Genomic DNA, 23,616 nt, shown 5'->3' with positions numbered 1-23,616 from the left:
TAGATTTATGCAGCTGAAAAATCGATATCATGACCGGGCTTAAGCTTTACATAGGCTTTTTTCCAATCAGATCGCTTGCCCAGAGTTCGGCCAAATCGTTTTTGCTTGCCTTTAACGTTTAAAATATTGACCGAATCCACTTCGACTTTAAACATGGCTTCTACTGCATCTTTGACCTGTTTTTTGGTAGCCTCGGGCTTTACCTTAAAAACAATTCGTTTATTCTGTTCGGCTGCATTAGTGCTTTTTTCCGAAATAATCGGCGCCTGTAAAACATTTGCCAATTGATAGTTTGTCAAATTCATGCCAAGTGCTCCTCAATTTTTTTCAACGCACCCGGTGAAGCAATAACCTTGTCTGCCGCGACTAATAAAACGGGACTCAAATTAATGGCCTCGATGACTTCTACGTAAGGAATGTTTCTTGAAGCCAGAGCCAGGTTTTCATCAATGCTTTCGACCACAATCAGGATACGTTTTGCATCCAGGGTTTTTAATTTAGCAGCCAGCTCTTTAGTTTTCGGCGAAGAAGGTAAAAAATCGCTGCTGACCGCCAAACGCTCCTGTCTCAATAATTCGGACAATATGGAACGTATACCGGCACGAAACATTTTCTTATTCAGTTTCTGCTCGTAGGATCTCGGTCTTGCTGCGAAAGTAACGCCACCGGTGCGCCAGATCGGACTGCGCGTCGAACCGGAGCGCGCACGGCCGGTGCCTTTTTGCCGCCACGGTTTGGAACCGCCGCCACTGACATCCGAGCGCGTTTTTTGCGCCTTGGTGCCGGCTCTTGCCCCGGCCAGATATCTTGTCACCAGTTGATGCACCAATGTTTCGTTGAACGACTGCCCGAAAACCGATTCGGATACCTCAATTTTTCCGGCTGAGTCGTGTTCGTTGATAGCAGGTATTTGCAAACCCATAACTTAACCTTTATTCCTCATTTTAGATGCAGGCCGGATGACTACGTCGCCGCCCTTCGCACCAGGTACTGCGCCCTTAACCAGTATGATGTTCCGCTCTTTGTCGATCGAATGAATGATCAGGTTTTGAACCGTCGTTTTTACGTCGCCCAGATGACCTTCCATTTTCTTTCCCTTAAATACCCGACCGGGGGTTTGGTTCATACCGATCGAACCTAACACCCTGTGCGAGCGCGAGTTACCATGAGTCGCATCTTGCATGCTGAAGTTGTGACGTTTGATACCGCCGGCAAATCCTTTACCGATGCTCCGTCCCTGCACGTCGACTTTTTGGCCCACCGAAAAAATGTCCAGGGACAATTCGGAACCGACAGATAGATCTTCGCCTTCGCCGTCCTCGAGTCTGAACTCCCAAAGACCACGACCGGCAGTCACATTTGCCGCAGCATAATGGCCAGCCATTGCTTTATTGACTTTCGATGATTTTTTTTCGCCAACCGCTACTTGAATTGAACGATAACCATCAACTTCAATACCTTTCACTTGAGTGATTCTATTCGAATCAATCTGAAGAACAGTCACCGGTACTGACGAGCCATCATCACAAAAAACCCGGGTCATTCCGCACTTACGACCTACAAGACCTATTGACATCTGCCAATTCCTCTATTTTTAATTCAACTTTATTTGTACATCAACGCCAGCTGCAAGATCCAATTTCATCAATGCATCTACCGTTTTTTCGGTAGGTTCTACGATATCCAGCAATCTCTTATAAGTTCTTAACTCGTACTGATCTCTCGCATCCTTGTTGACATGCGGGGAGATTAAAATCGTAAACCGTTCTTTTTTAGTAGGCAAAGGGATGGGGCCCTTGACCAGGGCGCCCGTTCTCCTTGCTGTTTCTACTATCTCGCCAGCCGATTGATCAATCAGTTTATGATCAAATGATTTCAAGCGGATTCTGATAGTTTGATTTGCCATAATTCTATTACTCGATAATTGATGCCACGACGCCCGCGCCGACGGTACGACCGCCTTCCCGGATCGCAAAACGCAAGCCTTCGTCCATTGCAATCGGCGAGATCAATTTGATTTCGACGGCAATGTTGTCGCCCGGCATGACCATTTCCACGCCTTCCGGCAACTCCACGGCGCCGGTCACGTCGGTGGTCCGGAAATAAAACTGCGGACGGTAGCCATTGAAAAACGGCGTGTGACGGCCGCCTTCTTCCTTCGACAAGACGTAGATTTCCGCCTTGAAATGGTTGTGCGGCTTGATCGTGCCTTTTTGCGCCAGCACCTGACCGCGCTCGACTTCATCGCGCTTGGTGCCCCGCAGCAAAATACCGACGTTGTCGCCCGCCTGGCCTTGATCCAAGAGCTTCCGGAACATTTCCACGCCGGTGCAGGTGGTGGTCGTGGTCGGACGGATGCCGACGATTTCCACTTCCTGACCCACCTTGATGATGCCGCGCTCCACCCGGCCGGTCACCACGGTGCCGCGGCCCGAGATCGAGAACACGTCTTCGATCGGCATCAGGAAAGCACCGTCCACCGCTCTTTCCGGCAACGGAATGTAGCTGTCCAAGGCTTCCACCAGCTTGACGATCGAGGGCACGCCGATCTCGCTGGTGTCGCCTTCCAAAGCCTTCAGCGCCGAACCCACGATGATCGGCGTGTCGTCGCCCGGGAACTCGTACAGGTCCAGCAATTCTCTCAGCTCCATTTCAACCAGGTCGATCAGCTCGGGATCGTCCACCATGTCGGCCTTGTTCAGAAACACGACGATGTAAGGCACACCCACCTGACGGGACAACAGAATGTGTTCACGGGTCTGCGGCATCGGACCGTCCGCCGCCGAGCACACCAGAATGGCGCCGTCCATCTGCGCCGCACCGGTGATCATGTTCTTCACGTAATCGGCATGGCCCGGGCAGTCCACGTGCGCATAGTGACGGGTCGCCGATTGATATTCCACGTGCGAGGTCGCAATGGTGATCCCGCGCGCGCGCTCTTCCGGCGCGTTGTCGATCTGATCGAACGCTTTTACTTCGCCGCCTTGCAGCTCCGCCATCACCTTGGTCAGGGCGGCGGTCAGGGTCGTCTTGCCGTGGTCCACGTGACCGATCGTGCCTACGTTTACATGCGGCTTGCTACGTGAAAATTTTTCTTTGGCCATGAGTCAATACCTTATTTAAATGTTACTTTCTATTTTATGAAGATCTTTTAATAATCGCTTCCGCAATACCAGCAGGTACTTCACTGTATTTTTCAAACTGCATACTGTAGGTTGCCCGCCCCTGTGTTGCAGAACGCAAATCGGTTGCATAACCGAACATTTCAGCTAAAGGAACTTCGCAGCCAATCGTTTTGCCAGACGGTGTATCTTCCATGCCCTGAATGACTCCGCGGCGTCTGTTGATGTCGCCGACCACGTCTCCCATGTATTCCTCAGGGGTCAGAATCTCAACTTTCATGATCGGCTCAAGCAAAACCGGATTCGCTTTTCTCGCGCCTTCCCTGAAACACATGGAACCCGCTATTTTAAAAGCCATTTCGCTGGAATCGACGTCATGATACGACCCATCGATCAATGAAACCTTTACGTCCAGCACCGGATAACCGGCAAGAACACCGCTTTTCAACTGTTCTTGAACGCCTTTGTCGACTGCCGGGATATATTCCTTGGGAACAACCCCGCCAACAATCTCATTGACGAACTGATAACCCGTCCCAGGCTCTTGCGGCTCGATTCTCAACCAGACATGACCATATTGCCCACGGCCGCCCGATTGCCTTACAAATTTACCTTCCTGTTCTACCGTTGCCCGTACGGTTTCACGGTAAGCTACCTGCGGAGCGCCAACATTGGCCTCCACATTGAATTCCCTCTTCATCCGGTCGACGATGATTTCGAGATGAAGCTCACCCATGCCGGAAATTATGATCTGCCCGGATTCTTCATCGGTTTGCACGCGAAACGAAGGATCTTCCTGCGCCAATTTTCCTAAAGCAATACCTAATTTTTCTTGATCCGCTTTTGTTTTAGGCTCCACCGCCACCGAAATCACAGGTTCGGGAAACTCCATTCTTTCCAATACGATGGCTTCCTTGGGGTCGCACAGCGTATCGCCGGTAGTAACTTCTTTAAGCCCTATTGCAGCCGCTATGTCTCCGGCAAAAACTTCTTTTACTTCTTCCCGGCTATTGGCATGCATCTGCACGATACGACCAATGCGCTCTTTTTTCTTTTTTACCGAATTGTAAACACTGTCTCCGGAATTCAGCACTCCGGAGTACACTCTAAAGAAAGTCAGCGTGCCTACAAAAGGATCGGTGGCTATCTTGAACGCCAACGCAGCAAAAGGCGCCTGTTCTCTGGCCGGTCGCTCGACCTCGCTCGAATCCGACTCGAGCACACCCTTTATCGCCGGAATATCGGTTGGAGCCGGCAGATATTCCACCACCGCATCAAGCATCGCCTGGACGCCCTTGTTTTTAAAGGCCGATCCGCAAAAGGCCGGGACAATGCGATTCGCGATGGTTTGCTGCCGTAACCCCTGCTTGATTTCCTCTTCCGTCAGAGAGCCTTCCTGAAGATATTTTTCCATCAATTCTTCATTGGCGTCGGCCGCGGCTTCAACTGCGCGCTCTCTCCATTCCTCGCAACTGGCCTGCATGCCCTCAGGAATTTCCTTCTCAACAAAAGTCATGCCCATATTGGCTTCTTCCCAATAGATGGCTTTCATTTTGATAAGATCCACCACGCCTTCGAACTTGTCTTCGGCGCCGATGGGCAACTGCAAGGGAACAGCCTGACTTCCCAGCTTGGTTTTAATTTGCTCAATGACCTTCAGAAAATCGGCTCCCGAACGATCCATCTTATTGACGAAAGCCAGCCGAGGGACATGGTATTTATTAGCCTGGCGCCACACCGTTTCCGACTGCGGCTCGACTCCTCCCACGGCACAAAACACCGCACAGGCACCGTCCAGAACGCGCAGCGAACGCTCGACCTCGATCGTAAAATCGACATGCCCGGGCGTATCGATAATGTTAATGCGGTGCTGCGGGAATTGCTTCTCCATGCCCGACCAAAAACAGGTCGTTGCCGCAGAAGTTATCGTAATTCCCCGCTCCTGCTCCTGCTCCATCCAGTCCATGGTTGCAGTGCCTTCATGCACTTCGCCGATTTTGTGCGACACTCCCGTATAATACAAGACCCGCTCCGTCGTAGTGGTCTTGCCGGCATCGATGTGAGCCATGATGCCAATATTACGATATCGCTCTATGGGAGTTTTTCGCGCCACAACTGTCGTATTTCCTATTCAGGATTACCAACGGTAATGAGAGAACGCCTTGTTCGCTTCCGCCATTCGATGCGTGTCTTCGCGCTTCTTGGCGGCAGCCCCTCTGTTTTCGAACGCATCCAGCAACTCGCCCGCCAACTTGGCCGGCATATTTTTTTCATTTCTTTTGCGCGAGGCATCAATCAGCCAACGCATGGCCAAAGCCATTCTTCTGGAAGGACGCACTTCAACAGGCACCTGATAGGTAGCTCCGCCAACGCGCCGGGATTTCACTTCCACTCTGGGCTGAACGTTCTCCAATGCTTTCGAAAGCACATCCAGAGGCTCGTGATGCCCCTTGCTTCCGATCACGTCCAAAGCACCGTAAACGATGCCTTCGGCAACGGACTTTTTGCCGCTTTCCATGATCATGTTCATAAATTTGGTCAACATGACACTGCCATACCGTGGATCAGGAATGATCTCTCTTTTTGTAGCAACTCTTCTTCTAGACATTATCGCTCAACCTATTACTTGCCTTTTGGCCGCTTTGTTCCATACTTGGAACGCCCGCACTTTCTATTGTTTACACCTGATGTATCCAGACTGCCCCGCACCACGTGATACCGAACGCCCGGCAAATCCTTTACCCGGCCACCCCTGATCAGAACCACCGAGTGCTCTTGCAGGTTATGCCCTTCGCCACCGATATAGCTACTCACTTCGGAACCGTTGGTCAATCTGACCCGAGCGACTTTTCTCAGCGCCGAATTCGGCTTCTTGGGAGTTGTTGTATAAACACGCGTACAAACCCCTCTCCGCTGAGGACAGGCCTCCAATGCAGGAACGTTGGTTTTTTCTATTTTCTTAGCGCGCGGCTTACGAACCAATTGGTTGATCGTGGCCATATTTGTGTTTACTCCGATTTACAATATAAATAAATGTCAGATAATAAAAAATAACCGCCGCGCAACCGCGCGGCGGTTGATTTAATTTGACCTGATCAATCACGTTAGTTCATGTTAGCCGGATATATTACTTGCTAACTTTCATCAGGTCAAGCCCATTTTTTCGCATACGCTTCGTTTAGATATTCAAAGCCTGTTTGAGTTGCTCTTCTACATCTCCCGCATCGACTACCGGAGCTGCTTCGCTTTCCACAGCCTGGTACTGAGCCGCCCTATTCTTTCTATTCTCATGATAGGCCAGACCCGTTCCCGCTGGAATCAAGCGACCAACGATCACATTCTCCTTCAAGCCTTGCAACCCGTCGCTCAATCCCCGCACTGCCGCATCGGTCAATACCCGGGTCGTTTCCTGGAACGAGGCAGCAGAGATGAATGACTCTGTCGCCAACGAAGCCTTGGTAATACCCAGCAATACAGATTCGTAACTGGCAGGAATCTTGCTTTCGGTTTCCATTCTGTCGTTTTCTTCACGCAAAGCCGACCGTTCGACCTGGTCGCCTTTCAGGAACGAAGTATCGCCCGGAGCGGTTATCTCGACTTTTCTCAACATCTGGCGAATGATCGCTTCAATGTGCTTGTCGTTGATTTTCACGCCTTGCAAGCGGTACACGTCCTGAATTTCCTTGACCAGATAATTGGACAGTTCCTCGACACCGCGCAATCTCAGGATGTCGTGCGGAGTCAGTTCGCCTTCGGCGATGGTTTCGCCTTTTTCGACATACTCCCCTTCAAACACGGTGATATGACGCCATTTCGGTATCAAGGTTTCCACCATTTCGCCGCTGGCATCGGTAATGATGACCCGCTGCTTGCCTTTGGTTTCCTTCCCGAACGAAACGGTACCGCTGGTCTCGGCCAGAATCGCAGGGTCCTTGGTTTTTCTTGCCTCGAACAAATCGGCCACGCGCGGCAGACCGCCGGTAATATCGCGGGTTTTACTCGATTCCTGAGGAATTCTCGCCAAGACATCGCCCACCTTGACCTCGCCGCCGTCCTTAATGCCGGCAATCGCTCCGGCCGGCAGGAAATACTGGGCAGGAATTTCGGTTCCCGGTAGATAAATGGTTTCTCCGTTGTGGCCTACCAGTTTTACCATCGGTCGCAGTTCCTTGCCGACACTGCCGCGCTGTTTCGGATCGGTCACGACCAATGAACTCAAGCCGGTTACCTCGTCCGATACTTTTTGTACGGTAACGCCGTCGATGAAATTGGTCAATTCCACGACACCGTCCACCTCGGTGATGACCGGATGGGTATGGGGATCCCAGGTTACGATGATGTCGCCTGCAGTGATGCGGCTTCCTTCCTGAACCGACAAAACCGATCCATAGGGAATTTTATAGCGTTCGCGCTCACGGCCGTAATCGTCGACCACGCACACTTCGCCCGATCTCGAGACGGCCACCAGATTGCCTTCCCTGTTCACCACCGATTTCAGATTGCTTAAGCGCACCGTTCCCGATGATTTCACCTGAACGTTGCTGATCGCAGCGGACCGGGAGGCCGCACCGCCGATATGGAACGTCCGCATGGTCAACTGCGTGCCCGGTTCGCCGATCGATTGCGCCGCAATAACACCCACCGCTTCGCCGATGTTGACCAGATGGCCGCGTCCCAGATCCCGGCCGTAACATTTCGCACAAACGCCGTGCCGATTTTCACAGGTGATGATCGACCGAATCAGAATCTGATCGATACTTTGTTCTTCCAAAACGGAAACCCAATGCTCGTTCAATAAGGTTCCTTGCGGCACGACTACTTTTTCGCCGGTAGCATCCATGATGTCGACCGCGGCCACTCGGCCCAACACGCGCTCGGACAAAGGTTCGACCACATCCCCGCCTTCGATGATCGGGGTCATGATCAAGCCGTTGACGGTGCCGCAATCTTCGGTGGTGATCACCAGGTCTTGCGCGACGTCGACCAGTCTGCGCGTCAGATAACCGGAGTTTGCGGTTTTCAATGCGGTATCCGCCAAACCTTTCCGGGCGCCGTGAGTCGAAATAAAGTACTGTAATACGTCCAGTCCTTCTCTGAAATTCGCCGTAATCGGCGTTTCGATGATCGAACCGTCCGGCTTGGCCATCAATCCGCGCATACCCGCCAACTGGCGAATCTGGGCCGCGGAACCCCGGGCTCCGGATTCGGCCATCATAAAGATCGAGTTGAAGGATTTCTGTCTTACGGCTTTGCCGTCGGCATCGACGACAGACTCTTCTCCCAATCCGTCCATCATCACCTTGGCCACCTGATCGTTGGCGTGAGACCAGATGTCGACAACCTTGTTATAACGCTCGCCGTCGGTTACCAGGCCGGAGGCGTATTGAGTCTGAATCTCGCTCACTTCGGCTTCGGCGGCCTTGATAATGTCGACCTTTTTTGCCGGAATCGCCATGTCCTCAATACCGAAAGACACGCCCGCGATGGTCGCGTACCTGAAGCCCAGATACATCAACTGATCGGCCAGAACCACGGTATCTTTATTACCCAAATAGCGGTAACAGTAATTGACCAGGCGCGATATGTTCTTTTTGGTCATATCGCAATTGACCAGTTCGTATGGAATGAAATCGGGCACGATCTCCCAGATCAACGCACGGCCTACCGTGGTTTCGACACGATGCGTCTTTTCCGTGACTTCGCCCTGTTCATCGCGGCTTTTCTCGGTTATCCGCAACTGAATTTTCGACTGCAATTCCACGGTCTTCGCCAGCAATGCCTTATGGACTTCGCCGACGCTGACAAAGATGCTGCCGTTGCCTTTCGCATTGATCTTTTCCCGGCTGATATAGTACAGTCCCAAGACCACGTCCTGCGACGGGTTGATCACCGGCTCGCCGTTTGCAGGAGACAGGATGTTGTTCGTAGCCATCATCAAAGTCCGGGCTTCCAACTGCGCTTCAATCGACAGCGGAATGTGCACGGCCATCTGGTCGCCGTCGAAATCGGCGTTGAATGCGCTACAGACCAAAGGATGCAGTTGGATCGCCTTGCCTTCGATCAGAATCGGCTCGAACGCCTGGATGCCCAACCGGTGCAACGTCGGCGCGCGGTTCAACAAGATGGGATGTTCGCGAATGACTTCTTCCAGGATGTCCCAAACTTCGGTGCCTTCGCGTTCCACCATTTTCTTGGCAGCCTTGATGGTGGTTGCCAATCCTCTGAACTGAAGCTTGCTGAAAATGAACGGTTTGAACAATTCCAGCGCCATTTTTTTCGGCAAGCCGCATTGATGCAGACGCAAGGTCGGACCGACCACGATAACGGAACGGCCGGAATAGTCCACCCGCTTGCCGAGCAGATTCTGTCTGAAACGGCCCTGTTTGCCCTTGATCATGTCGGCCAGCGATTTCAAAGGACGCCGGTTGGTGCCGGTAATCGCACGGCCGCGGCGGCCGTTGTCCAGCAGGGCATCCACCGACTCCTGCAACATGCGTTTCTCGTTGCGGACGATAATGTCCGGCGCATTGAGGTCGAGCAAGCGGTTCAAACGGTTATTTCTGTTAATGACCCGGCGGTACAGGTCGTTCAGGTCCGACGTGGCGAAACGGCCGCCGTCGAGCGGCACGAGCGGGCGCAGTTCCGGCGGCAGCACCGGCAGAACCTTCAGAATCATCCATTCGGGACGGTTTTTGGAGCTCAGCAGAGACTCGATGACCTTCAATCGCTTCGAATATTTTTTTATTTTGGTTTCGGAGTTCGTCGAATTGATTTCTTCCCGCAACCGGTCGATCTCTTCCTTCAGATCAATCGCTTTCAGCAGGTCGTAAATGGCTTCGGCGCCCATTTTGGCGACAAAGTCATCGCCGTGCATTTCCACCGCGTCGAGATATTCGTCGTCGGTCAAAAGTTGCCCCTTGTTTAAAGGAGTCATGCCCGGCTCCAGCACGACAAAAGACTCGAAATACAGGACGCGTTCGATTTCTCTCAGCGTCATATCCAGCAACAGCGCGATTCTGGACGGGAGCGATTTCAAGAACCAGATGTGGGCCACCGGGCTGGCCAGATCGATATGCCCCATTCTTTCACGGCGAACTTTGGATAAAGTAACTTCCACGCCGCATTTTTCGCAAATGACGCCCCGGTGCTTCAGCCTTTTATATTTACCGCACAGGCACTCGTAATCGCTGACCGGTCCGAAGATCTTGGCGCAGAACAAGCCGTCGCGTTCCGGTTTGAAGGTGCGGTAGTTGATGGTTTCCGGTTTTTTGACTTCACCGTAAGACCATGAACGAATCATGTCCGGCGAAGCCAAACCGATCCGAATCCCGTCGAAATCATCGGCACGGTTTTGACGTTTTAAGAAATTCATTAAATCTTTCAAGAGTATGTCCTCTTTAAATAGTTTCCGGCTTGGTCCAGAACAAGGCTATCGGGTATTTTTCAAAGTAAAACCTAATCGCGTTCAAGCTCTATGTTTACCGCCAGTGAGCGTATTTCTTTAATCAATACATTGAATGATTCCGGCATTCCGGCTTCCATTTTATGGTCGCCGTCGACAATGTTTTTATACATGCGAGTCCTTCCGGTGACGTCATCCGACTTGACCGTCAGCATTTCTTGCAGGGTATAGGCCGCACCATACGCCTCAAGCGCCCAGACTTCCATTTCTCCGAAACGCTGGCCGCCGAATTGGGCCTTGCCGCCCAACGGCTGCTGCGTGACCAGACTGTAAGGGCCGGTGGAGCGGGCATGCATCTTGTCGTCGACCAAATGATTCAATTTCAACATGTACATATACCCGACGGTAACTTCACGCTCAAACGGCTCGCCGGTCAGTCCGTCATACAGAGTCGTTTGTCCATGCTCGGGCAAATCAGCCAGTTTCAGCATGGTGCGGATGTCCTCTTCGGTGGCGCCGTCGAATACCGGCGTCGCCATCGGCACTCCATCGATCAGATTCGTTGCCAGCTCCAGGATGTCGCTGTCGGCAAGCGAATCCAGATCTTCCTTGCGTCCGCTGCTGTTGTAGATTTTGTTTAAAAACTCGCGAATCTCGGCGATTCTGGCTTTTGCCTCCAGCATTTTGCCGATTTTGATGCCAAGCCCTTTCGCCGCCCAGCCCAAATGGGTCTCCAGAACCTGGCCCACGTTCATCCGCGACGGAACCCCCAGCGGATTCAGCACGATATCCACCGGATTGCCGTCCGCCGTATAAGGCATGTCTTCGATCGGCCGGATCATCGAAATAACCCCTTTGTTACCGTGGCGGCCCGCCATTTTGTCTCCGGGCTGAATTCGGCGCTTGACGGCCAGATAAACTTTGACCATTTTCAGCACGCCAGGCGCCAAATCGTCGCCCATCGTGATTTTTTTCCGCTTGATGTCGAATTTTTCGTCGAAATCCTTCCGTTGCTGTTCAACCTGTGCCTGTACGGCTTCCAACTGCACGTTGAGATCTTCGTCCTTCATTCTGATCTTCAGCCAATCGGAATGTTTCAGACCGTCGAGGTAATCCCGGGTGATTTCAGTACCGGCTTTCAATTGTCCGGGGCCCGACTGAGCCACTTTGCCGATCAGCAACTTGGCTACCCGATCGAAAATATCGCCTTCCAGGATTTTCAACTGGTCGTCGAGATCCTTTCGGTAACGCTTGATTTCGGCATCCTCGATATCCAGCGCCCTTTTGTCTTTTTTGACGCCGTCGCGGGTGAACACCTGGACATCGATAACGGTACCCTCGATACTGCTCGGCACGCGCAGTGACGTATCCTTCACGTCCGCGGCTTTTTCTCCGAAAATGGCCCGCAGCAATTTTTCTTCGGGAGTCAATTGGGTTTCACCTTTCGGGGTGACTTTGCCCACCAGGATATCGCCACCCTTGACTTCCGCGCCGACGTAGACGATTCCGGATTCATCCAATTTGGACAGGGCTTCTTCGCTTACGTTCGGAATATCCGCGGTAATTTCTTCCGGACTGTGTTTCGTATCGCGTGCGACACAGGTTTTCTCTTCGATATGAATCGTGGTAAACCGGTCGTCCCGGACAACCCGCTCGGAAACCAGGATGGAATCCTCGAAGTTATAACCGTTCCAGGGCATGAACGCGACCAGCATGTTCTGCCCTAACGCCAGTTCGCCCATGTCCGTGGAAGGGCCATCGGCCAGGATGTCGCCCGCTTTGACGATATCGCCCGGTCTTACCAGAGGCTTCTGATTGATGCAGGTATTCTGGTTCGAGCGGGTGTATTTGGTCAGATTGTAAATATCGACGCCCGGCGTTCCGGTTTCCGTTTCGGTATCGTTGACGCGCACCACGATCCTTGCGGCATCGACGGCTTCAATCCGGCCGCCGCGGCTGGCCACCACGGTCACGCCCGAATCCTTGGCCACGGTTCTTTCCATCCCTGTGCCTACCAACGGTTTTTCGGCTCTCAACGTCGGCACCGCCTGGCGCTGCATGTTGGATCCCATCAAAGCCCGGTTCGCGTCGTCGTGCTCCAGGAACGGAATGATCGATGCCGCGACCGACACGATCTGCTTGGACGAAACGTCCATGTATTGCACGGTATCGGACATCGCCAAGGTAAATTCATCCTTATGCCGGCAAGAAACGAGCCCTTCGACCAGCCTGCCGTTTTCGTCCACCGGCACACTCGCCTGAGCAATGACGAATTCTCCTTCTTCGATCGCCGACAAATAATCGACCTGATCGGTCACCTTGCCGTCGATCACCTTCCGATAAGGCGTTTCCAGAAAGCCGTAATCGTTGGTTCGCGCATAGACCGAGAGGGAATTGATCAGACCGATGTTCGGGCCTTCCGGCGTTTCGATCGGGCAGACGCGGCCGTAGTGCGTCGTGTGAACGTCGCGCACTTCAAACCCGGCCCGCTCTCTGGCCAGACCGCCCGGACCCAGCGCCGAAACCCGGCGTTTATGAGTCACCTGCGAAAGCGGATTGTTCTGGTCCATGAACTGGGACAGTTGACTGGATCCGAAAAACTCTTTCACCGCGGCGGAAACCGGTTTGGCATTGATGATTTCCTGCGGCATCAAGCCTTCGGAATCCGCCAGCGTCAACCGTTCCTTGACCGCTCTTTCAACTCGGACCAGGCCGACCCGGAACTGGTTTTCGATCATTTCACCGACCGAGCGGACCCGCCTGTTGCCCAGATGGTCGATGTCGTCGACATTGCCGTTGCCGTTCCGGATATCGATCAATTCCTTAAGTACATCAATGATGTCCTCTTTCGTCAACGTACCGGGGCCCGTCGTTTCTTCGCGTCCCAGACGGCGGTTGAACTTCATCCGCCCGACGGTGGACAAATCGTATCTCTCGTCGGTGAAAAACAGATTCTGGAACAGATTTTCCGCCGATTCTTTGGTAGGCGGCTCGCCCGGACGCATCATCCGGTAAATCTCAACCAAGGCTTCCAGAGTATTCGTCGTCACGTCCAGTTTCATCGCATTGGACATATACGGACCTTTGTCCAGATCATTGACGAACAAAGTGTCAATGTCGGTGATGCCATTTTCGATGCAACGGTCGAGAGTGGTCGAGGTCACCTCGTCGTTGACGTTCGCAATCAATTCCCCTGTGGATGGATCGATAATATTGTTCGCGAGTATCTTGCCGATCAGATAGTCCCTCGGCACGTCCACTTCCGACAAGCCGGCCTTGATCATTTCCCGGATGTGTTTGCTGGTGATGCGCCGGCCTTCCTGAACCAGTACCTTGCCTTCGTGCTTGATGTCGAACGCCGCTATTTCGCCGCGCATTCTTTCGGGAATGATTTGAAACAGACACTGATCGGCGGTAACGGTAAAGTGATTTTTTTCGAAGAAAATATTGATGATTTCTTCGTTATCCATGCCCAAGGCGCGCAACAGGATCGTTGCCGGAATTTTCCGCCGCCGGTCGATCCGGACGTAAACGCAATCTTTGTGGTCGAATTCAAAGTCCAGCCAGGAGCCGCGATAAGGAATAACGCGGGCATTAAACAACAGTTTTCCCGACGAATGGGTCTTTCCTTTGTCGTGGTCGAAAAAAACGCCGGGCGAACGGTGCAACTGAGAAACGATGACCCGCTCGGTTCCGTTAATTACGAAAGTTCCGTTTTCCGTCATCAGCGGCAGTTCGCCCATGTAGACTTCCTGCTCGCGAATGTCCTTGACCACTTTTGCAGTAGCCGGCGCATCCTTATCGTAGATAACCAGACGGACCAATACTCTTAAAGGCGCGGCATAGGTAGCGCCGCGTTGCTGACACTCTCTTACATCGAATACGGGTTCTCCCAACCGGTATCTTACATATTCCAATACTGCATAGCCGGAATGGCTTTCAATTGGAAAAACACTGGAAAATGCGGCATGCAATCCTATGTCCGCCCGCTTTTCGGGAAAAACCCCGTCTTGCAAAAAACTGGCGTAGGAATTTATCTGCGTTGCCAAAAGATACGGGACGTCAAGTACTTCCTTACTTTTCCCAAAGTTGTTACGAATACGCTTTTTTTCTGTAAAAGAGTAGGACATATGGATTCCAAACCTTTTCGTCATTGAGAATTTTCTACTGTGCAGGTTTTGCAAACAGTAAAAGGCCGGTGACAAAATCGCCACCAGCCATATTTGAATTAGGGTGATTCGCCATCACCCCTTACATACTAAGGCGCTGCTGTTTATTTGATTTCAACCGTAGCGCCGGCTTCCAGCAATTGCTTTTTGAAATCTTCGGCTTCTGCCTTGGATATGCCTTCCTTCAATGTAGTAGGAACGCCTTCTACGGCATCCTTTGCTTCTTTCAATCCCAGACCGGTCATTCCGCGTACCGCCTTGATCACCGCGACCTTGTTTTCGCCGAAGCCAGTCAGTATCAGGTCGAACTCGGTTTGCTCTTCGACCGCTGCCGCAGCGGCGCCGGCTGCCGGAGCGGCGACGGCCACCGCAGCCGCGGACACGCCGAATTTTTCTTCCATCGCGGAAATCAAATCAACGATTTCCATAACGGTCATGTTGGATACCGCTTCCAATATATCTTCTTTTGTTACTGCCATCTTGTTTTCCTCTAAATAGTGGTATTAATCGGGTTTTAGCCAAGCCTATGCCGCTTCTTTCAGGTCCTTGATCGCTGCCAAGGTCCGAGCGAGCTTCTCTACCGGCGCTTTCATCACCGACATCAGCAAGCCGATGCCCTGATCGCGCGTCGGCAAACTTGCCAGCCGATTCAGCTCAGACGGCCCGTAGGATTGCCCTCCGATAGCCACAATCTTGGTAATCAGCTTATCATGCGTTTTGGCAAAATTACTGATCAAGCGCGCTGCCGAACCCGGATCTTCCATTGAAAATGCCAGCAACAAAGGCCCAACCAGGCCATTCTGCATGCATTCAAATTCCGTTCCGGAAACGGCCCGCCTTGCCAGTGTATTTTTTACTACTCGCAGATAAACGCCTGTTTCTCTCGCAGTTTTTCGAAGTTCGGTCAGCTCCGTAACAGTCAACCCGCGATATTCCGCAGCAACGGCGGAATGAGCTTTAGCGGCGAATTCAGCGACCTCTTCGACGACGGCTTTCTTGCCATCCAAATTTAGTGCCACAGCTTACCTCCGGTATTTTTCTGAAAAAATTTCAGAATGATAAAACGCATCCAGGTGGATGCACCTTACGGTCCCTTTCCCCAGATTTTAGGTTCCAGCTTCCGTCTGCGCAGGACAGATTAAGTTTTGCAACGCCTGCGGTCTTTGACGGTTGCCGTTAATACCGGCAACCCAAAGCCTTATAAATAATTGGTTATCCCGCCAAACTGCTGTGATCCAGCCACAAGCCGGGACCCATGGTTGACGACAATGTGACTTTTTTGATGTAAACACCCTTTGAAGAAGCGGGTTTTGCCTTTCTCAAATCCGACAACAACGCTTCCAGATTGCCCTGAATGGCGTCAGCGTCGAAGGTGAGCTTTCCCAAAGTACAATGAATAATGCCCGCCTTGTCGGTACGATAACGCACCTGGCCGGACTTGGCGTTTCTGACTGCGGTGGCAACATCCGGAGTCACCGTACCCACTTTAGGGTTCGGCATCAAGCCTCTCGGTCCCAGAATCTGGCCCAATTGACCTACGACTCTCATGGCGTCCGGCGAAGCGATGACGACGTCAAAATTCATTTCGCCTTTTTTAACCAGATCGCCCAGATCGTCCATGCCGACGATATCGGCGCCCGCCGCTTTCGCAGCGTCCGCATTGGGCCCCTGAGTGAATACCGCCACTCTCACCGTTTTGCCGGTGCCATGAGGCAAGACGGTCGCGCCTCTTACATTCTGATCCGATTTTCTCGGATCGACGCCCAAATTCACGCTCACGTCGACGGATTCGTTGAATTTTGCAGTTCCCAGCTCTTTTAATAATTGAACCGCTTCGGCAACTGTATACTGCTTGGCGCCATCGATCTTGCTTCTGATTAATTTTGCTTTTTTCGTCAACTTGGCCATTTACAGTCCCTCCACATTCAGACCCATACTGCGTGCGCTGCCGGCGATGGTTCTTACCGCGGCTTCAAGATCGGCCGCATTTAAATCTTCCATTTTTGTCTTGGCAATCTCTTCCAGTTGGGCGCGGGTTACCGTCCCTACTTTTTTAGTATTCGGGTGACTGCTGCCGCTTTTGATGCCCGATGCCTTTTTAAGCAATATGGAAGCCGGCGGCGTTTTAGTGATAAAAGTGAAACTGCGGTCACTGTAAACCGTGATGACGACAGGCAAAGGCAATCCTTTTTCAACGTCTTGAGTCTTGGCGTTAAATGCCTTGCAGAATTCCATGATATTGACGCCACGCTGACCCAGGGCCGGACCTACCGGCGGGCTGGGATTCGCCTCGCCTGCCTTCACCTGCAGCTTGATGTATGCCGTGATTTTTTTTGCCATTTTTTACTCCAATATGGGTGCGAACGCATTTCTGCTCCCCGTAGACACAAAAATCCCTGCCTTATTCAGACAGAGATCCAAATTAAAACAGTTATTCAATGAAAAATGATTAACTTTTTTCGACTTGATTGAAACCCAGTTCAACCGATGTGGAGCGCCCGAAAATGAGCACGGAAATTCTTAATTTGCTTTTTTCGTAGTTGACTTCTTCGACCACGCCGTTGAAATCCTTGAAAGGTCCGTCAATAATCCGGATCACTTCCCCTACTTCGAACAAAATCTTGGGCCGAGGCTTGTTGACGCCTTCTTCCACCCGACTCAGGATGGACATTGCTTCCTTATCCGAAATCGGTGCAGGACGATCGGAGGTTCCGCCGATGAAACCCAAAACCCTGGGAATGTCCCTTACCAGATGCCACGTCTCATCGGTCAATTCCATTTGAACCAATACGTACCCGGGAAAAAACTTTCTGTCGCTTTTCCGCTGCTGACCCATGCGCATTTCAACAATTTCTTCCGTCGGCACCAGTATTTTTCCAAAATACTGCTCCAACCCTTCTCTTTTGATTCTTTCTTCCAGCGCCTGTTTAACTTTGCTTTCAAAGTTTGAATAGGCGTGTACCACATACCAACGCAATGCCATATGCTTACCCGCCCTGACCGGTTATAAGGCGAACGCCCCAAAAAAGAAACATGTCCAACAACCACAAAATCAAACCCACGATGAACACCATCGCGAAGACCAGCATGGTGGTACGCGTCGTTTCTTCACGGGTCGGCCAAACCACTTTTCTGACCTCCACTTTGGATTCCAGAACAAAACTCCAGACGCTCTGCCCCAAATCGGTAGTCAATACCAGCCCCAAAGAAGCCAATACGACAACCACCAAACCAAGAACCCGGTAAAGAAGCTGAATTTCCGAGAAATAGTAGAATGCGGCCACACCTGCAACTACAAGAACTACCGCGAGGACCTGTTTGACAACATCCCCGATAGATGTGGCAGCTTCTGCTTGAGTATTCATGAGTGTTTACTATGAAAATGGATTATGTGTTATACCTTCCCCTGAATGGCAGGCCAGGAGGGTCTCGAACCCCCAACCCGCGGTTTTGGAGACCGCTACTCTACCAATTGAGCTACTGACCTATTCAGAGAAACTTACAGAACTGCTAATAATAAACCAATTTATTTTATTATTCAATAATTGATGCCACGACGCCCGCGCCGACGGTACGACCGCCTTCCCGGATCGCAAAACGCAAGCCTTCGTCCATTGCAATCGGCGAGATCAATTTGATTTCGACGGCAATGTTGTCGCCCGGCATGACCATTTCCACGCCTTCCGGCAACTCCACGGCGCCGGTCACGTCGGTGGTCCGGAAATAAAACTGCGGACGGTAGCCATTGAAAAACGGCGTGTGACGGCCGCCTTCTTCCTTCGACAAGACGTAGATTTCCGCCTTGAAATGGTTGTGCGGCTTGATCGTGCCTTTTTGCGCCAGCACCTGACCGCGCTCGACTTCATCGCGCTTGGTGCCCCGCAGCAAAATACCGACGTTGTCGCCCGCCTGGCCTTGATCCAAGAGCTTCCGGAACATTTCCACGCCGGTGCAGGTGGTGGTCGTGGTCGGACGGATGCCGACGATTTCCACTTCCTGACCCACCTTGATGATGCCGCGCTCCACCCGGCCGGTCACCACGGTGCCGCGGCCCGAGATCGAGAACACGTCTTCGATCGGCATCAGGAAAGCACCGTCCACCGCTCTTTCCGGCAACGGAATGTAGCTGTCCAAGGCTTCCACCAGCTTGACGATCGAGGGCACGCCGATCTCGCTGGTGTCGCCTTCCAAAGCCTTCAGCGCCGAACCCACGATGATCGGCGTGTCGTCGCCCGGGAACTCGTACAGGTCCAGCAATTCTCTCAGCTCCATTTCAACCAGGTCGATCAGCTCGGGATCGTCCACCATGTCGGCCTTGTTCAGAAACACGACGATGTAAGGCACACCCACCTGACGGGACAACAGAATGTGTTCACGGGTCTGCGGCATCGGACCGTCCGCCGCCGAGCACACCAGAATGGCGCCGTCCATCTGCGCCGCACCGGTGATCATGTTCTTCACGTAATCGGCATGGCCCGGGCAGTCCACGTGCGCATAGTGACGGGTCGCCGATTGATATTCCACGTGCGAGGTCGCAATGGTGATCCCGCGCGCGCGCTCTTCCGGCGCGTTGTCGATCTGATCGAACGCTTTTACTTCGCCGCCTTGCAGCTCCGCCATCACCTTGGTCAGGGCGGCGGTCAGGGTCGTCTTGCCGTGGTCCACGTGACCGATCGTGCCTACGTTTACATGCGGCTTGCTACGTGAAAATTTTTCTTTGGCCATTTTACACCTTTATCTATTCTATAATTTGGAGCCCATAACCGGATTTGAACCGGTGACCTCTTCCTTACCAAGGAAGTGCTCTACCTACTGAGCTATATGGGCGAATATCACAGAAGATGGAGCGGGTGATGGGAATCGAACCCACGTGATCAGCTTGGAAGGCTGGAGTTCTACCATTGAACTACACCCGCAGACTACCTAAAATAGATGGTGGAGGGGGGAGGATTCGAACCTCCGAAGGCAGAGCCGGCAGATTTACAGTCTGATCCCTTTGACCGCTCGGGAACCCCTCCAGTATCGAGTAAGTCGACCATTATCTTTTATAGACAACAGTCTGTCAACAATTTATTTCATTCGTTTTCGGCGCGCCTGCATTCAACTGACTCATTACGGACGCCATGTCTCCGGTAACTATTTGACGCATGAAGCCCGAACAATATTCGAACGCATCCCGCATCATTTCCAATTCTTTCTTTGCCGGCGCCGACAATACGTATTCCGCTACAGGCCGACCCGCCGCCGGACGGCCAATACCTATTCTCAGCCGGTAAAACGCATTGGAGCCCAAATGCGCAATGATATCCCTCAGACCGTTGTGCCCTGCATGACCGCCATCTTTTTTCAGTCTGGCCACGCCGACGTTAAAATCCAGCTCGTCATGAACGACTAGGATCTCTTCGGGCTGCAACTTGTAATAGCGAGCCACTTTTCCTACCGACTGCCCGCTCCGGTTCATGAAGGTTTCCGGCTTCAACAACATCACCCTGACCGAAGCCATGCCACCTTCCGCAAGCCACCCTTCAAAACGAGGCTCACTCACCCATGAACAACCCCACGCAGCCGCCAGATCATCCAGAAATAAAAACCCGGCGTTGTGCCGGGTATTTTCATATTGCCGTCCCGGATTACCCAATCCCACGACAAGTTTAATCATCACCCAGACCCAGCGCTCAGGCCTCGCCGGCTTCCGCACCGCCTTTTGAAGGCATCATGGACACTACCGACAAATCGTGCTCCGACCCTTGAGCCAAAGCAACGATCTCAATGCCGGCCGGCAACACCAGATCCGACAAATGGAGAGATTCACCGATATCCAGTTTGGCCATATCCACTTCAATATACTCCGGCAACGCCGACGGCAAACAGGACACCTCGACATCAACCAAGGAATGCGCGGCAACTCCGCCTTTTTTTCCGCCGATGGAGGTGCTTTCGTTGATGAAATGCAGAGGAACGTGCACCCTAATCGCATGAGACATGCTCACCCGCATAAAGTCGAGATGCATTACCTGGAATTTTGCCGGATTGCGCTGAACCCCTTTCAGAATCGCTTTTTCGGTCCTGCCGTCAACTTTCACGTCCAGCACGTGGGAATACACCGCTTCATGCTCAAGATGCTTGATCACTTCATTATGATTCAAGACCAGCATTTCGGGCTCTTTTTCTCCACCATAGAGTATCGCCGGAACGTTTCCCTGACGACGAATGCCTCTCGCCGCGCCCGTGCCCGACTTTCCACGACTCTCGGCAATAAATTCAAATACGTTAGCCATCTTTCCTCTTAACTCCGCGCATTAAAGCGCATCTATAACCCTATCAATTCCTATGCCCTAGTCGACATAAAGCGAACTTACCGATTCACCCACCGCTATGCGCCTGATGGTCTCGGCCAGCATCTCGGCAACACTCAACTGCCTTATCTTGCCGGAATTCGACGCTTCCTGATTTAGCGGTATCGTATCGGTAACGACCAATTCATCGAGTACCGAACCGCTCAGATTTTTCATCGCGGAACCCGACAACACCGCATGGGTACAATAGGCCACGACCTTGACCGCGCCATGCTTTTTTAAAGCCTCTGCCGCATGACACAAAGTACCGGCCGTATCGACCAAATCATCGATCAAGACACAAGTTCGACCTTCGACATCGCCGATGATATGCATGACCTCGGCCACATTCGGTCTGGGTCTCCGCTTATCGATGATGGCAAGATCGGCATCGTCAAGCCGCTTGGCCAAAGCCCGCGCTCTAACCACACCGCCGACATCCGGCGATACCACAATCAGATCCTTGTATTGCTGCCGCCAGACGTCTCCCAGGAGAAGCGGCGACGAATAAACGTTGTCGACCGGAATATCAAAAAAACCCTGAATCTGATCGGCATGCAAATCCACCGTCAGAACCCGATGAGCCCCGGCCTGCTCCAGCATGCTGGCCACCAATTTGGCGGTAATCGGAACCCGCGCCGAGCGTGAACGCCGATCCTGACGAGCATACCCATAATAAGGTAAAACCGCTGTAATTCGTGATGCCGACGCCCGCTTCAGAGCATCGATCATCACAAGCAACTCCATCAAATTTTCATTGGTCGGAGAACAGGTCGGCTGGATTACAAAAACATCTTTCCCCCGAACATTCTCTTCAATCTCTACCGCAATCTCGCCGTCGCTAAATCTGCCTACAGTCGCCATCCCCAGACGCATATTCAGCTTTCTTACTATGCCTTCAGATAAAGCCAAGTTAGCGTTTCCAGAAAACACCATCACCGAGGTGTCATTCATTCAAGCAACTCCTAAAGCGAATTTGACTTATGCAGAAAAATGGCTGGGCCGCAAGGATTCGAACCTTGGTATGCGGGGATCAAAACCCCGTGCCTTACCGCTTGGCGACGGCCCAATAATCAAGAAATATAATTACCAGCTCTCAGCTTTGAATACAAAGGCGATTCATTGACGCCTTTGACCAAGTAAGCCTGCCACTTTTTTTCAAGCGCCCTAAAAGCACCCGAGGCCGCCTGCTCGGAATCAAACTCCGCAAAAACACACGCTCCCGTACCGGTTAGCCTGGCCTCCGAAAACCCGGACAAATCAGCCAAAGCCTCTCGAACAGGCTGGTAACGCCGACAGACCACATCAAGACAATCATTTTGATGCTGTCCGGCGATAAAGTCCCCTATTGTGATCGATTTACTGTTCCTTGTCAAATCTTCAGAAGAAAAAATTTCCCTGGTGTTCACGTGGCAGTCGGGTTTGATAACCACCGTCCACTTTTCCGGTACCCGGATTTTTTCCAACCGCTCGCCCACACCCTCGCCCCAGGCGGCATGGCCGTAGACGAACACAGGAACGTCCGCTCCTAATTTCAACCCCAAACTCATCAACTGGTCGATCGGCAGCCGCAGACCCCATAATTGGTTCAACACCACTAAAGTGGTCGCAGCATCGGAACTGCCTCCGCCCAATCCTCCGCCCATCGGCAGGTTTTTTTCAACGTCGATGACAACTCCCTGTCGGCATCCGGTTTCCTCTTTCAATAAATTGGCAGCCTTCACCGCCAAGTCGTCCGCTTCAGACACGCCCGGCAAAGCCCGGCGCAAACTTACCCGACCGTTTTCCGCCGGCTCGAAAACGATCCAGTCGCATAAATCGATGAATTGAAACACCGTTTGCAACAAATGATAGCCGTCGCTTCTTTGGCCGGTTATGCGCAGCATTAAATTCAATTTCGCAGGCGCCGGCCATCTTTCCGCCCATGCCGAAGAGTCAATTTGCTTGGATGTCATTGAAATTCCATTGATCTATGAACAGTTTTAATTTGACCTGATCGTTTTTAACCGTCACTTTGCGCGGCATCGACTTTCCTGCGACCGTCTGCATTTGCTGATAATCAATCAGCCAGCCGGCCTGCCTGAATCCCCCGACAACCTCGTCGAAAGCCTGATCGGGCATGGGCAATCCTATGACCCAGTAACGCAACGATTTGATCGGCACATACAACCCTACCTGCCGGCTGATAAACTCTTCCGGCCGGTCAGAAGACTCCACTACGCCGTTGCCGCGCGACAACGTAACGAAATCCTTGGTCAGATGAATGGCAACCGCTCCCTGCCCCACAGGACCCGCCAGCTTTATCTGATCTATTCCGGGCTGGTGATCCCAAAAGATTTCAGCCTGCCAGGAATTGTTCGCATCGGCTACCGACAAACGCCCCTGCAAAGACCACGGGTCCGATACATTCAAGGATCGGGCTGCCGCCCTGGAATAACCGGGCTCCTGATGAACCGGCGCCGTCGAACAAGCGGTCAACCATAAAATCAAGAAAATCGGGCACACCCATTTCCACGACCAGAACAGGGAGGCCGAAATAAGCAGAGATACAGTCATTTATGAAAATAATTATCAAACGGGCGGCAAGC

General features: G+C 52.2%; 22 protein-coding genes and 5 tRNA genes. All 27 read right to left on the bottom strand.

The genetic code is table 11. The features are described from left to right. Positions 1–5 precede the first annotated feature (5 nt). On the bottom strand, positions 6–305 hold the full coding sequence (gene rplW / locus A3OW_RS0120565; protein WP_020565340.1) for a 50S ribosomal protein L23: 300 nt from the start codon (positions 303–305) through the stop codon (positions 6–8). Continuing rightward, positions 302–922, bottom strand: coding sequence for a 50S ribosomal protein L4 (gene rplD / locus A3OW_RS0120560; RefSeq protein ID WP_020565339.1), 621 nt, complete (start codon positions 920–922; stop codon positions 302–304). Before rplD ends, rplW begins: the two co-directional genes overlap by 4 nt. A 3-nt stretch (positions 923–925) precedes the next feature. Continuing rightward, positions 926–1,576: a 50S ribosomal protein L3 gene (gene rplC, locus A3OW_RS0120555; protein ID WP_020565338.1), complete on the bottom strand. Its 651-nt coding sequence runs from the start codon at positions 1,574–1,576 to the stop codon at positions 926–928. Between the two features lie 18 nt (positions 1,577–1,594). Continuing rightward, positions 1,595–1,906, bottom strand: coding sequence for a 30S ribosomal protein S10 (gene rpsJ, locus A3OW_RS0120550; protein ID WP_020565337.1), 312 nt, complete (start codon positions 1,904–1,906; stop codon positions 1,595–1,597). 7 nt (positions 1,907–1,913) lie between these two features. Continuing rightward, positions 1,914–3,104, bottom strand: a complete 1,191-nt coding sequence (tuf, locus tag A3OW_RS0120545; protein WP_020565325.1) for an elongation factor Tu — start codon at positions 3,102–3,104, stop codon at positions 1,914–1,916. A gap of 34 nt (positions 3,105–3,138) precedes the next feature. After that, on the bottom strand, positions 3,139–5,235 hold the full coding sequence (gene fusA / locus A3OW_RS0120540; RefSeq protein WP_026223772.1) for an elongation factor G: 2,097 nt from the start codon (positions 5,233–5,235) through the stop codon (positions 3,139–3,141). 24 nt (positions 5,236–5,259) lie between these two features. After that, positions 5,260–5,730, bottom strand: coding sequence for a 30S ribosomal protein S7 (rpsG, locus tag A3OW_RS0120535; protein WP_020565335.1), 471 nt, complete (start codon positions 5,728–5,730; stop codon positions 5,260–5,262). 14 nt (positions 5,731–5,744) lie between these two features. After that, positions 5,745–6,122: a 30S ribosomal protein S12 gene (gene rpsL, locus A3OW_RS0120530; RefSeq protein WP_020565334.1), complete on the bottom strand. Its 378-nt coding sequence runs from the start codon at positions 6,120–6,122 to the stop codon at positions 5,745–5,747. Between the two features lie 178 nt (positions 6,123–6,300). Further along, a complete protein-coding gene (gene rpoC / locus A3OW_RS0120525; protein ID WP_020565333.1) occupies positions 6,301–10,494 on the bottom strand; it encodes a DNA-directed RNA polymerase subunit beta' in 4,194 nt (1,397 codons plus the stop codon). An 83-nt stretch (positions 10,495–10,577) separates the two neighbouring features. Beyond that, complete coding sequence (gene rpoB, locus A3OW_RS0120520; RefSeq protein WP_026223771.1) at positions 10,578–14,654, bottom strand: DNA-directed RNA polymerase subunit beta; 4,077 nt, start codon at positions 14,652–14,654, stop codon at positions 10,578–10,580. A gap of 143 nt (positions 14,655–14,797) precedes the next feature. After that, entirely contained in the window at positions 14,798–15,172 is a 375-nt protein-coding gene (gene rplL, locus A3OW_RS0120515; protein ID WP_020565331.1) for a 50S ribosomal protein L7/L12, read from the bottom strand. Between the two features lie 45 nt (positions 15,173–15,217). Beyond that, on the bottom strand, positions 15,218–15,712 hold the full coding sequence (gene rplJ, locus A3OW_RS0120510; RefSeq protein WP_026223770.1) for a 50S ribosomal protein L10: 495 nt from the start codon (positions 15,710–15,712) through the stop codon (positions 15,218–15,220). Positions 15,713–15,905: 193 nt separating this feature from the next. Next, positions 15,906–16,601 (bottom strand): 50S ribosomal protein L1, encoded by a 696-nt coding sequence (gene rplA, locus A3OW_RS0120505; protein ID WP_020565329.1) that lies wholly within the window; start codon positions 16,599–16,601, stop codon positions 15,906–15,908. Next, on the bottom strand, positions 16,602–17,033 hold the full coding sequence (gene rplK / locus A3OW_RS0120500; RefSeq protein ID WP_020565328.1) for a 50S ribosomal protein L11: 432 nt from the start codon (positions 17,031–17,033) through the stop codon (positions 16,602–16,604). It abuts the gene before it with no gap. 109 nt (positions 17,034–17,142) lie between these two features. Continuing rightward, entirely contained in the window at positions 17,143–17,676 is a 534-nt protein-coding gene (nusG, locus tag A3OW_RS0120495; RefSeq protein ID WP_020565327.1) for a transcription termination/antitermination protein NusG, read from the bottom strand. A gap of 4 nt (positions 17,677–17,680) precedes the next feature. After that, positions 17,681–18,058: a preprotein translocase subunit SecE gene (gene secE / locus A3OW_RS0120490; protein WP_020565326.1), complete on the bottom strand. Its 378-nt coding sequence runs from the start codon at positions 18,056–18,058 to the stop codon at positions 17,681–17,683. Between the two features lie 46 nt (positions 18,059–18,104). Continuing rightward, positions 18,105–18,180, bottom strand: a tRNA-Trp gene (locus A3OW_RS0120485). Positions 18,181–18,227: 47 nt separating this feature from the next. Then, positions 18,228–19,418: an elongation factor Tu gene (gene tuf / locus A3OW_RS0120480; RefSeq protein WP_020565325.1), complete on the bottom strand. Its 1,191-nt coding sequence runs from the start codon at positions 19,416–19,418 to the stop codon at positions 18,228–18,230. A 26-nt stretch (positions 19,419–19,444) separates the two neighbouring features. Next, positions 19,445–19,520: transfer RNA gene (locus A3OW_RS0120475), tRNA-Thr, on the bottom strand. A gap of 15 nt (positions 19,521–19,535) precedes the next feature. Continuing rightward, positions 19,536–19,609: transfer RNA gene (locus A3OW_RS0120470), tRNA-Gly, on the bottom strand. Between the two features lie 17 nt (positions 19,610–19,626). Next, a tRNA-Tyr gene (locus A3OW_RS0120465) sits at positions 19,627–19,711 on the bottom strand. A 44-nt stretch (positions 19,712–19,755) separates the two neighbouring features. Beyond that, positions 19,756–20,352 carry an aminoacyl-tRNA hydrolase gene (pth, locus tag A3OW_RS0120460; RefSeq protein ID WP_020565324.1) on the bottom strand — a complete coding sequence of 199 codons (597 nt, stop codon included), beginning with the start codon at positions 20,350–20,352 and terminating at the stop codon, positions 19,756–19,758. Positions 20,353–20,368: 16 nt separating this feature from the next. Then, a complete protein-coding gene (locus A3OW_RS0120455) occupies positions 20,369–20,971 on the bottom strand; it encodes a 50S ribosomal protein L25/general stress protein Ctc (protein WP_026223769.1) in 603 nt (200 codons plus the stop codon). Positions 20,972–21,028: 57 nt separating this feature from the next. Next, complete coding sequence (locus A3OW_RS0120450) at positions 21,029–21,982, bottom strand: ribose-phosphate diphosphokinase (RefSeq protein ID WP_026223768.1); 954 nt, start codon at positions 21,980–21,982, stop codon at positions 21,029–21,031. 40 nt (positions 21,983–22,022) lie between these two features. After that, positions 22,023–22,097 (bottom strand) — tRNA-Gln (locus A3OW_RS0120445). Positions 22,098–22,101: 4 nt separating this feature from the next. Continuing rightward, positions 22,102–22,983 carry a 4-(cytidine 5'-diphospho)-2-C-methyl-D-erythritol kinase gene (gene ispE / locus A3OW_RS0120440; RefSeq protein WP_020565321.1) on the bottom strand — a complete coding sequence of 294 codons (882 nt, stop codon included), beginning with the start codon at positions 22,981–22,983 and terminating at the stop codon, positions 22,102–22,104. Next, entirely contained in the window at positions 22,964–23,584 is a 621-nt protein-coding gene (lolB, locus tag A3OW_RS0120435) for a lipoprotein insertase outer membrane protein LolB (protein WP_020565320.1), read from the bottom strand. The genes ispE and lolB overlap by 20 nt, the downstream gene beginning before the upstream one ends. Between the last annotated feature and the right edge of the window lie 32 nt (positions 23,585–23,616).

Source organism: Methylosarcina fibrata AML-C10 (genome assembly GCF_000372865.1).
Classification (GTDB): domain Bacteria; phylum Pseudomonadota; class Gammaproteobacteria; order Methylococcales; family Methylomonadaceae; genus Methylosarcina; species Methylosarcina fibrata.
The sequence above is the reverse complement of the archived record's forward strand: the minus strand, read 5'-3'. Positions and strand labels throughout refer to the sequence as shown.

Coding starts and splice junctions, on each gene's coding strand:
- rplW (WP_020565340.1), bottom strand. CDS start 305: ATGAATTTGACAAACTATCAATTGGCAAATGTTTTACAGGCGCCGATT.
- rplD (WP_020565339.1), bottom strand. CDS start 922: ATGGGTTTGCAAATACCTGCTATCAACGAACACGACTCAGCCGGAAAA.
- rplC (WP_020565338.1), bottom strand. CDS start 1,576: ATGTCAATAGGTCTTGTAGGTCGTAAGTGCGGAATGACCCGGGTTTTT.
- rpsJ (WP_020565337.1), bottom strand. CDS start 1,906: ATGGCAAATCAAACTATCAGAATCCGCTTGAAATCATTTGATCATAAA.
- tuf (WP_020565325.1), bottom strand. CDS start 3,104: ATGGCCAAAGAAAAATTTTCACGTAGCAAGCCGCATGTAAACGTAGGC.
- rpsG (WP_020565335.1), bottom strand. CDS start 5,730: ATGTCTAGAAGAAGAGTTGCTACAAAAAGAGAGATCATTCCTGATCCA.
- rpsL (WP_020565334.1), bottom strand. CDS start 6,122: ATGGCCACGATCAACCAATTGGTTCGTAAGCCGCGCGCTAAGAAAATA.
- rpoC (WP_020565333.1), bottom strand. CDS start 10,494: ATGAATTTCTTAAAACGTCAAAACCGTGCCGATGATTTCGACGGGATT.
- rpoB (WP_026223771.1), bottom strand. CDS start 14,654: ATGTCCTACTCTTTTACAGAAAAAAAGCGTATTCGTAACAACTTTGGG.
- rplL (WP_020565331.1), bottom strand. CDS start 15,172: ATGGCAGTAACAAAAGAAGATATATTGGAAGCGGTATCCAACATGACC.
- rplA (WP_020565329.1), bottom strand. CDS start 16,601: ATGGCCAAGTTGACGAAAAAAGCAAAATTAATCAGAAGCAAGATCGAT.
- rplK (WP_020565328.1), bottom strand. CDS start 17,033: ATGGCAAAAAAAATCACGGCATACATCAAGCTGCAGGTGAAGGCAGGC.
- nusG (WP_020565327.1), bottom strand. CDS start 17,676: ATGGCATTGCGTTGGTATGTGGTACACGCCTATTCAAACTTTGAAAGC.
- secE (WP_020565326.1), bottom strand. CDS start 18,058: ATGAATACTCAAGCAGAAGCTGCCACATCTATCGGGGATGTTGTCAAA.
- tuf (WP_020565325.1), bottom strand. CDS start 19,418: ATGGCCAAAGAAAAATTTTCACGTAGCAAGCCGCATGTAAACGTAGGC.
- pth (WP_020565324.1), bottom strand. CDS start 20,352: ATGATTAAACTTGTCGTGGGATTGGGTAATCCGGGACGGCAATATGAA.
- A3OW_RS0120455 (WP_026223769.1), bottom strand. CDS start 20,971: ATGGCTAACGTATTTGAATTTATTGCCGAGAGTCGTGGAAAGTCGGGC.
- A3OW_RS0120450 (WP_026223768.1), bottom strand. CDS start 21,982: ATGAATGACACCTCGGTGATGGTGTTTTCTGGAAACGCTAACTTGGCT.
- ispE (WP_020565321.1), bottom strand. CDS start 22,983: ATGACATCCAAGCAAATTGACTCTTCGGCATGGGCGGAAAGATGGCCG.
- lolB (WP_020565320.1), bottom strand. CDS start 23,584: ATGACTGTATCTCTGCTTATTTCGGCCTCCCTGTTCTGGTCGTGGAAA.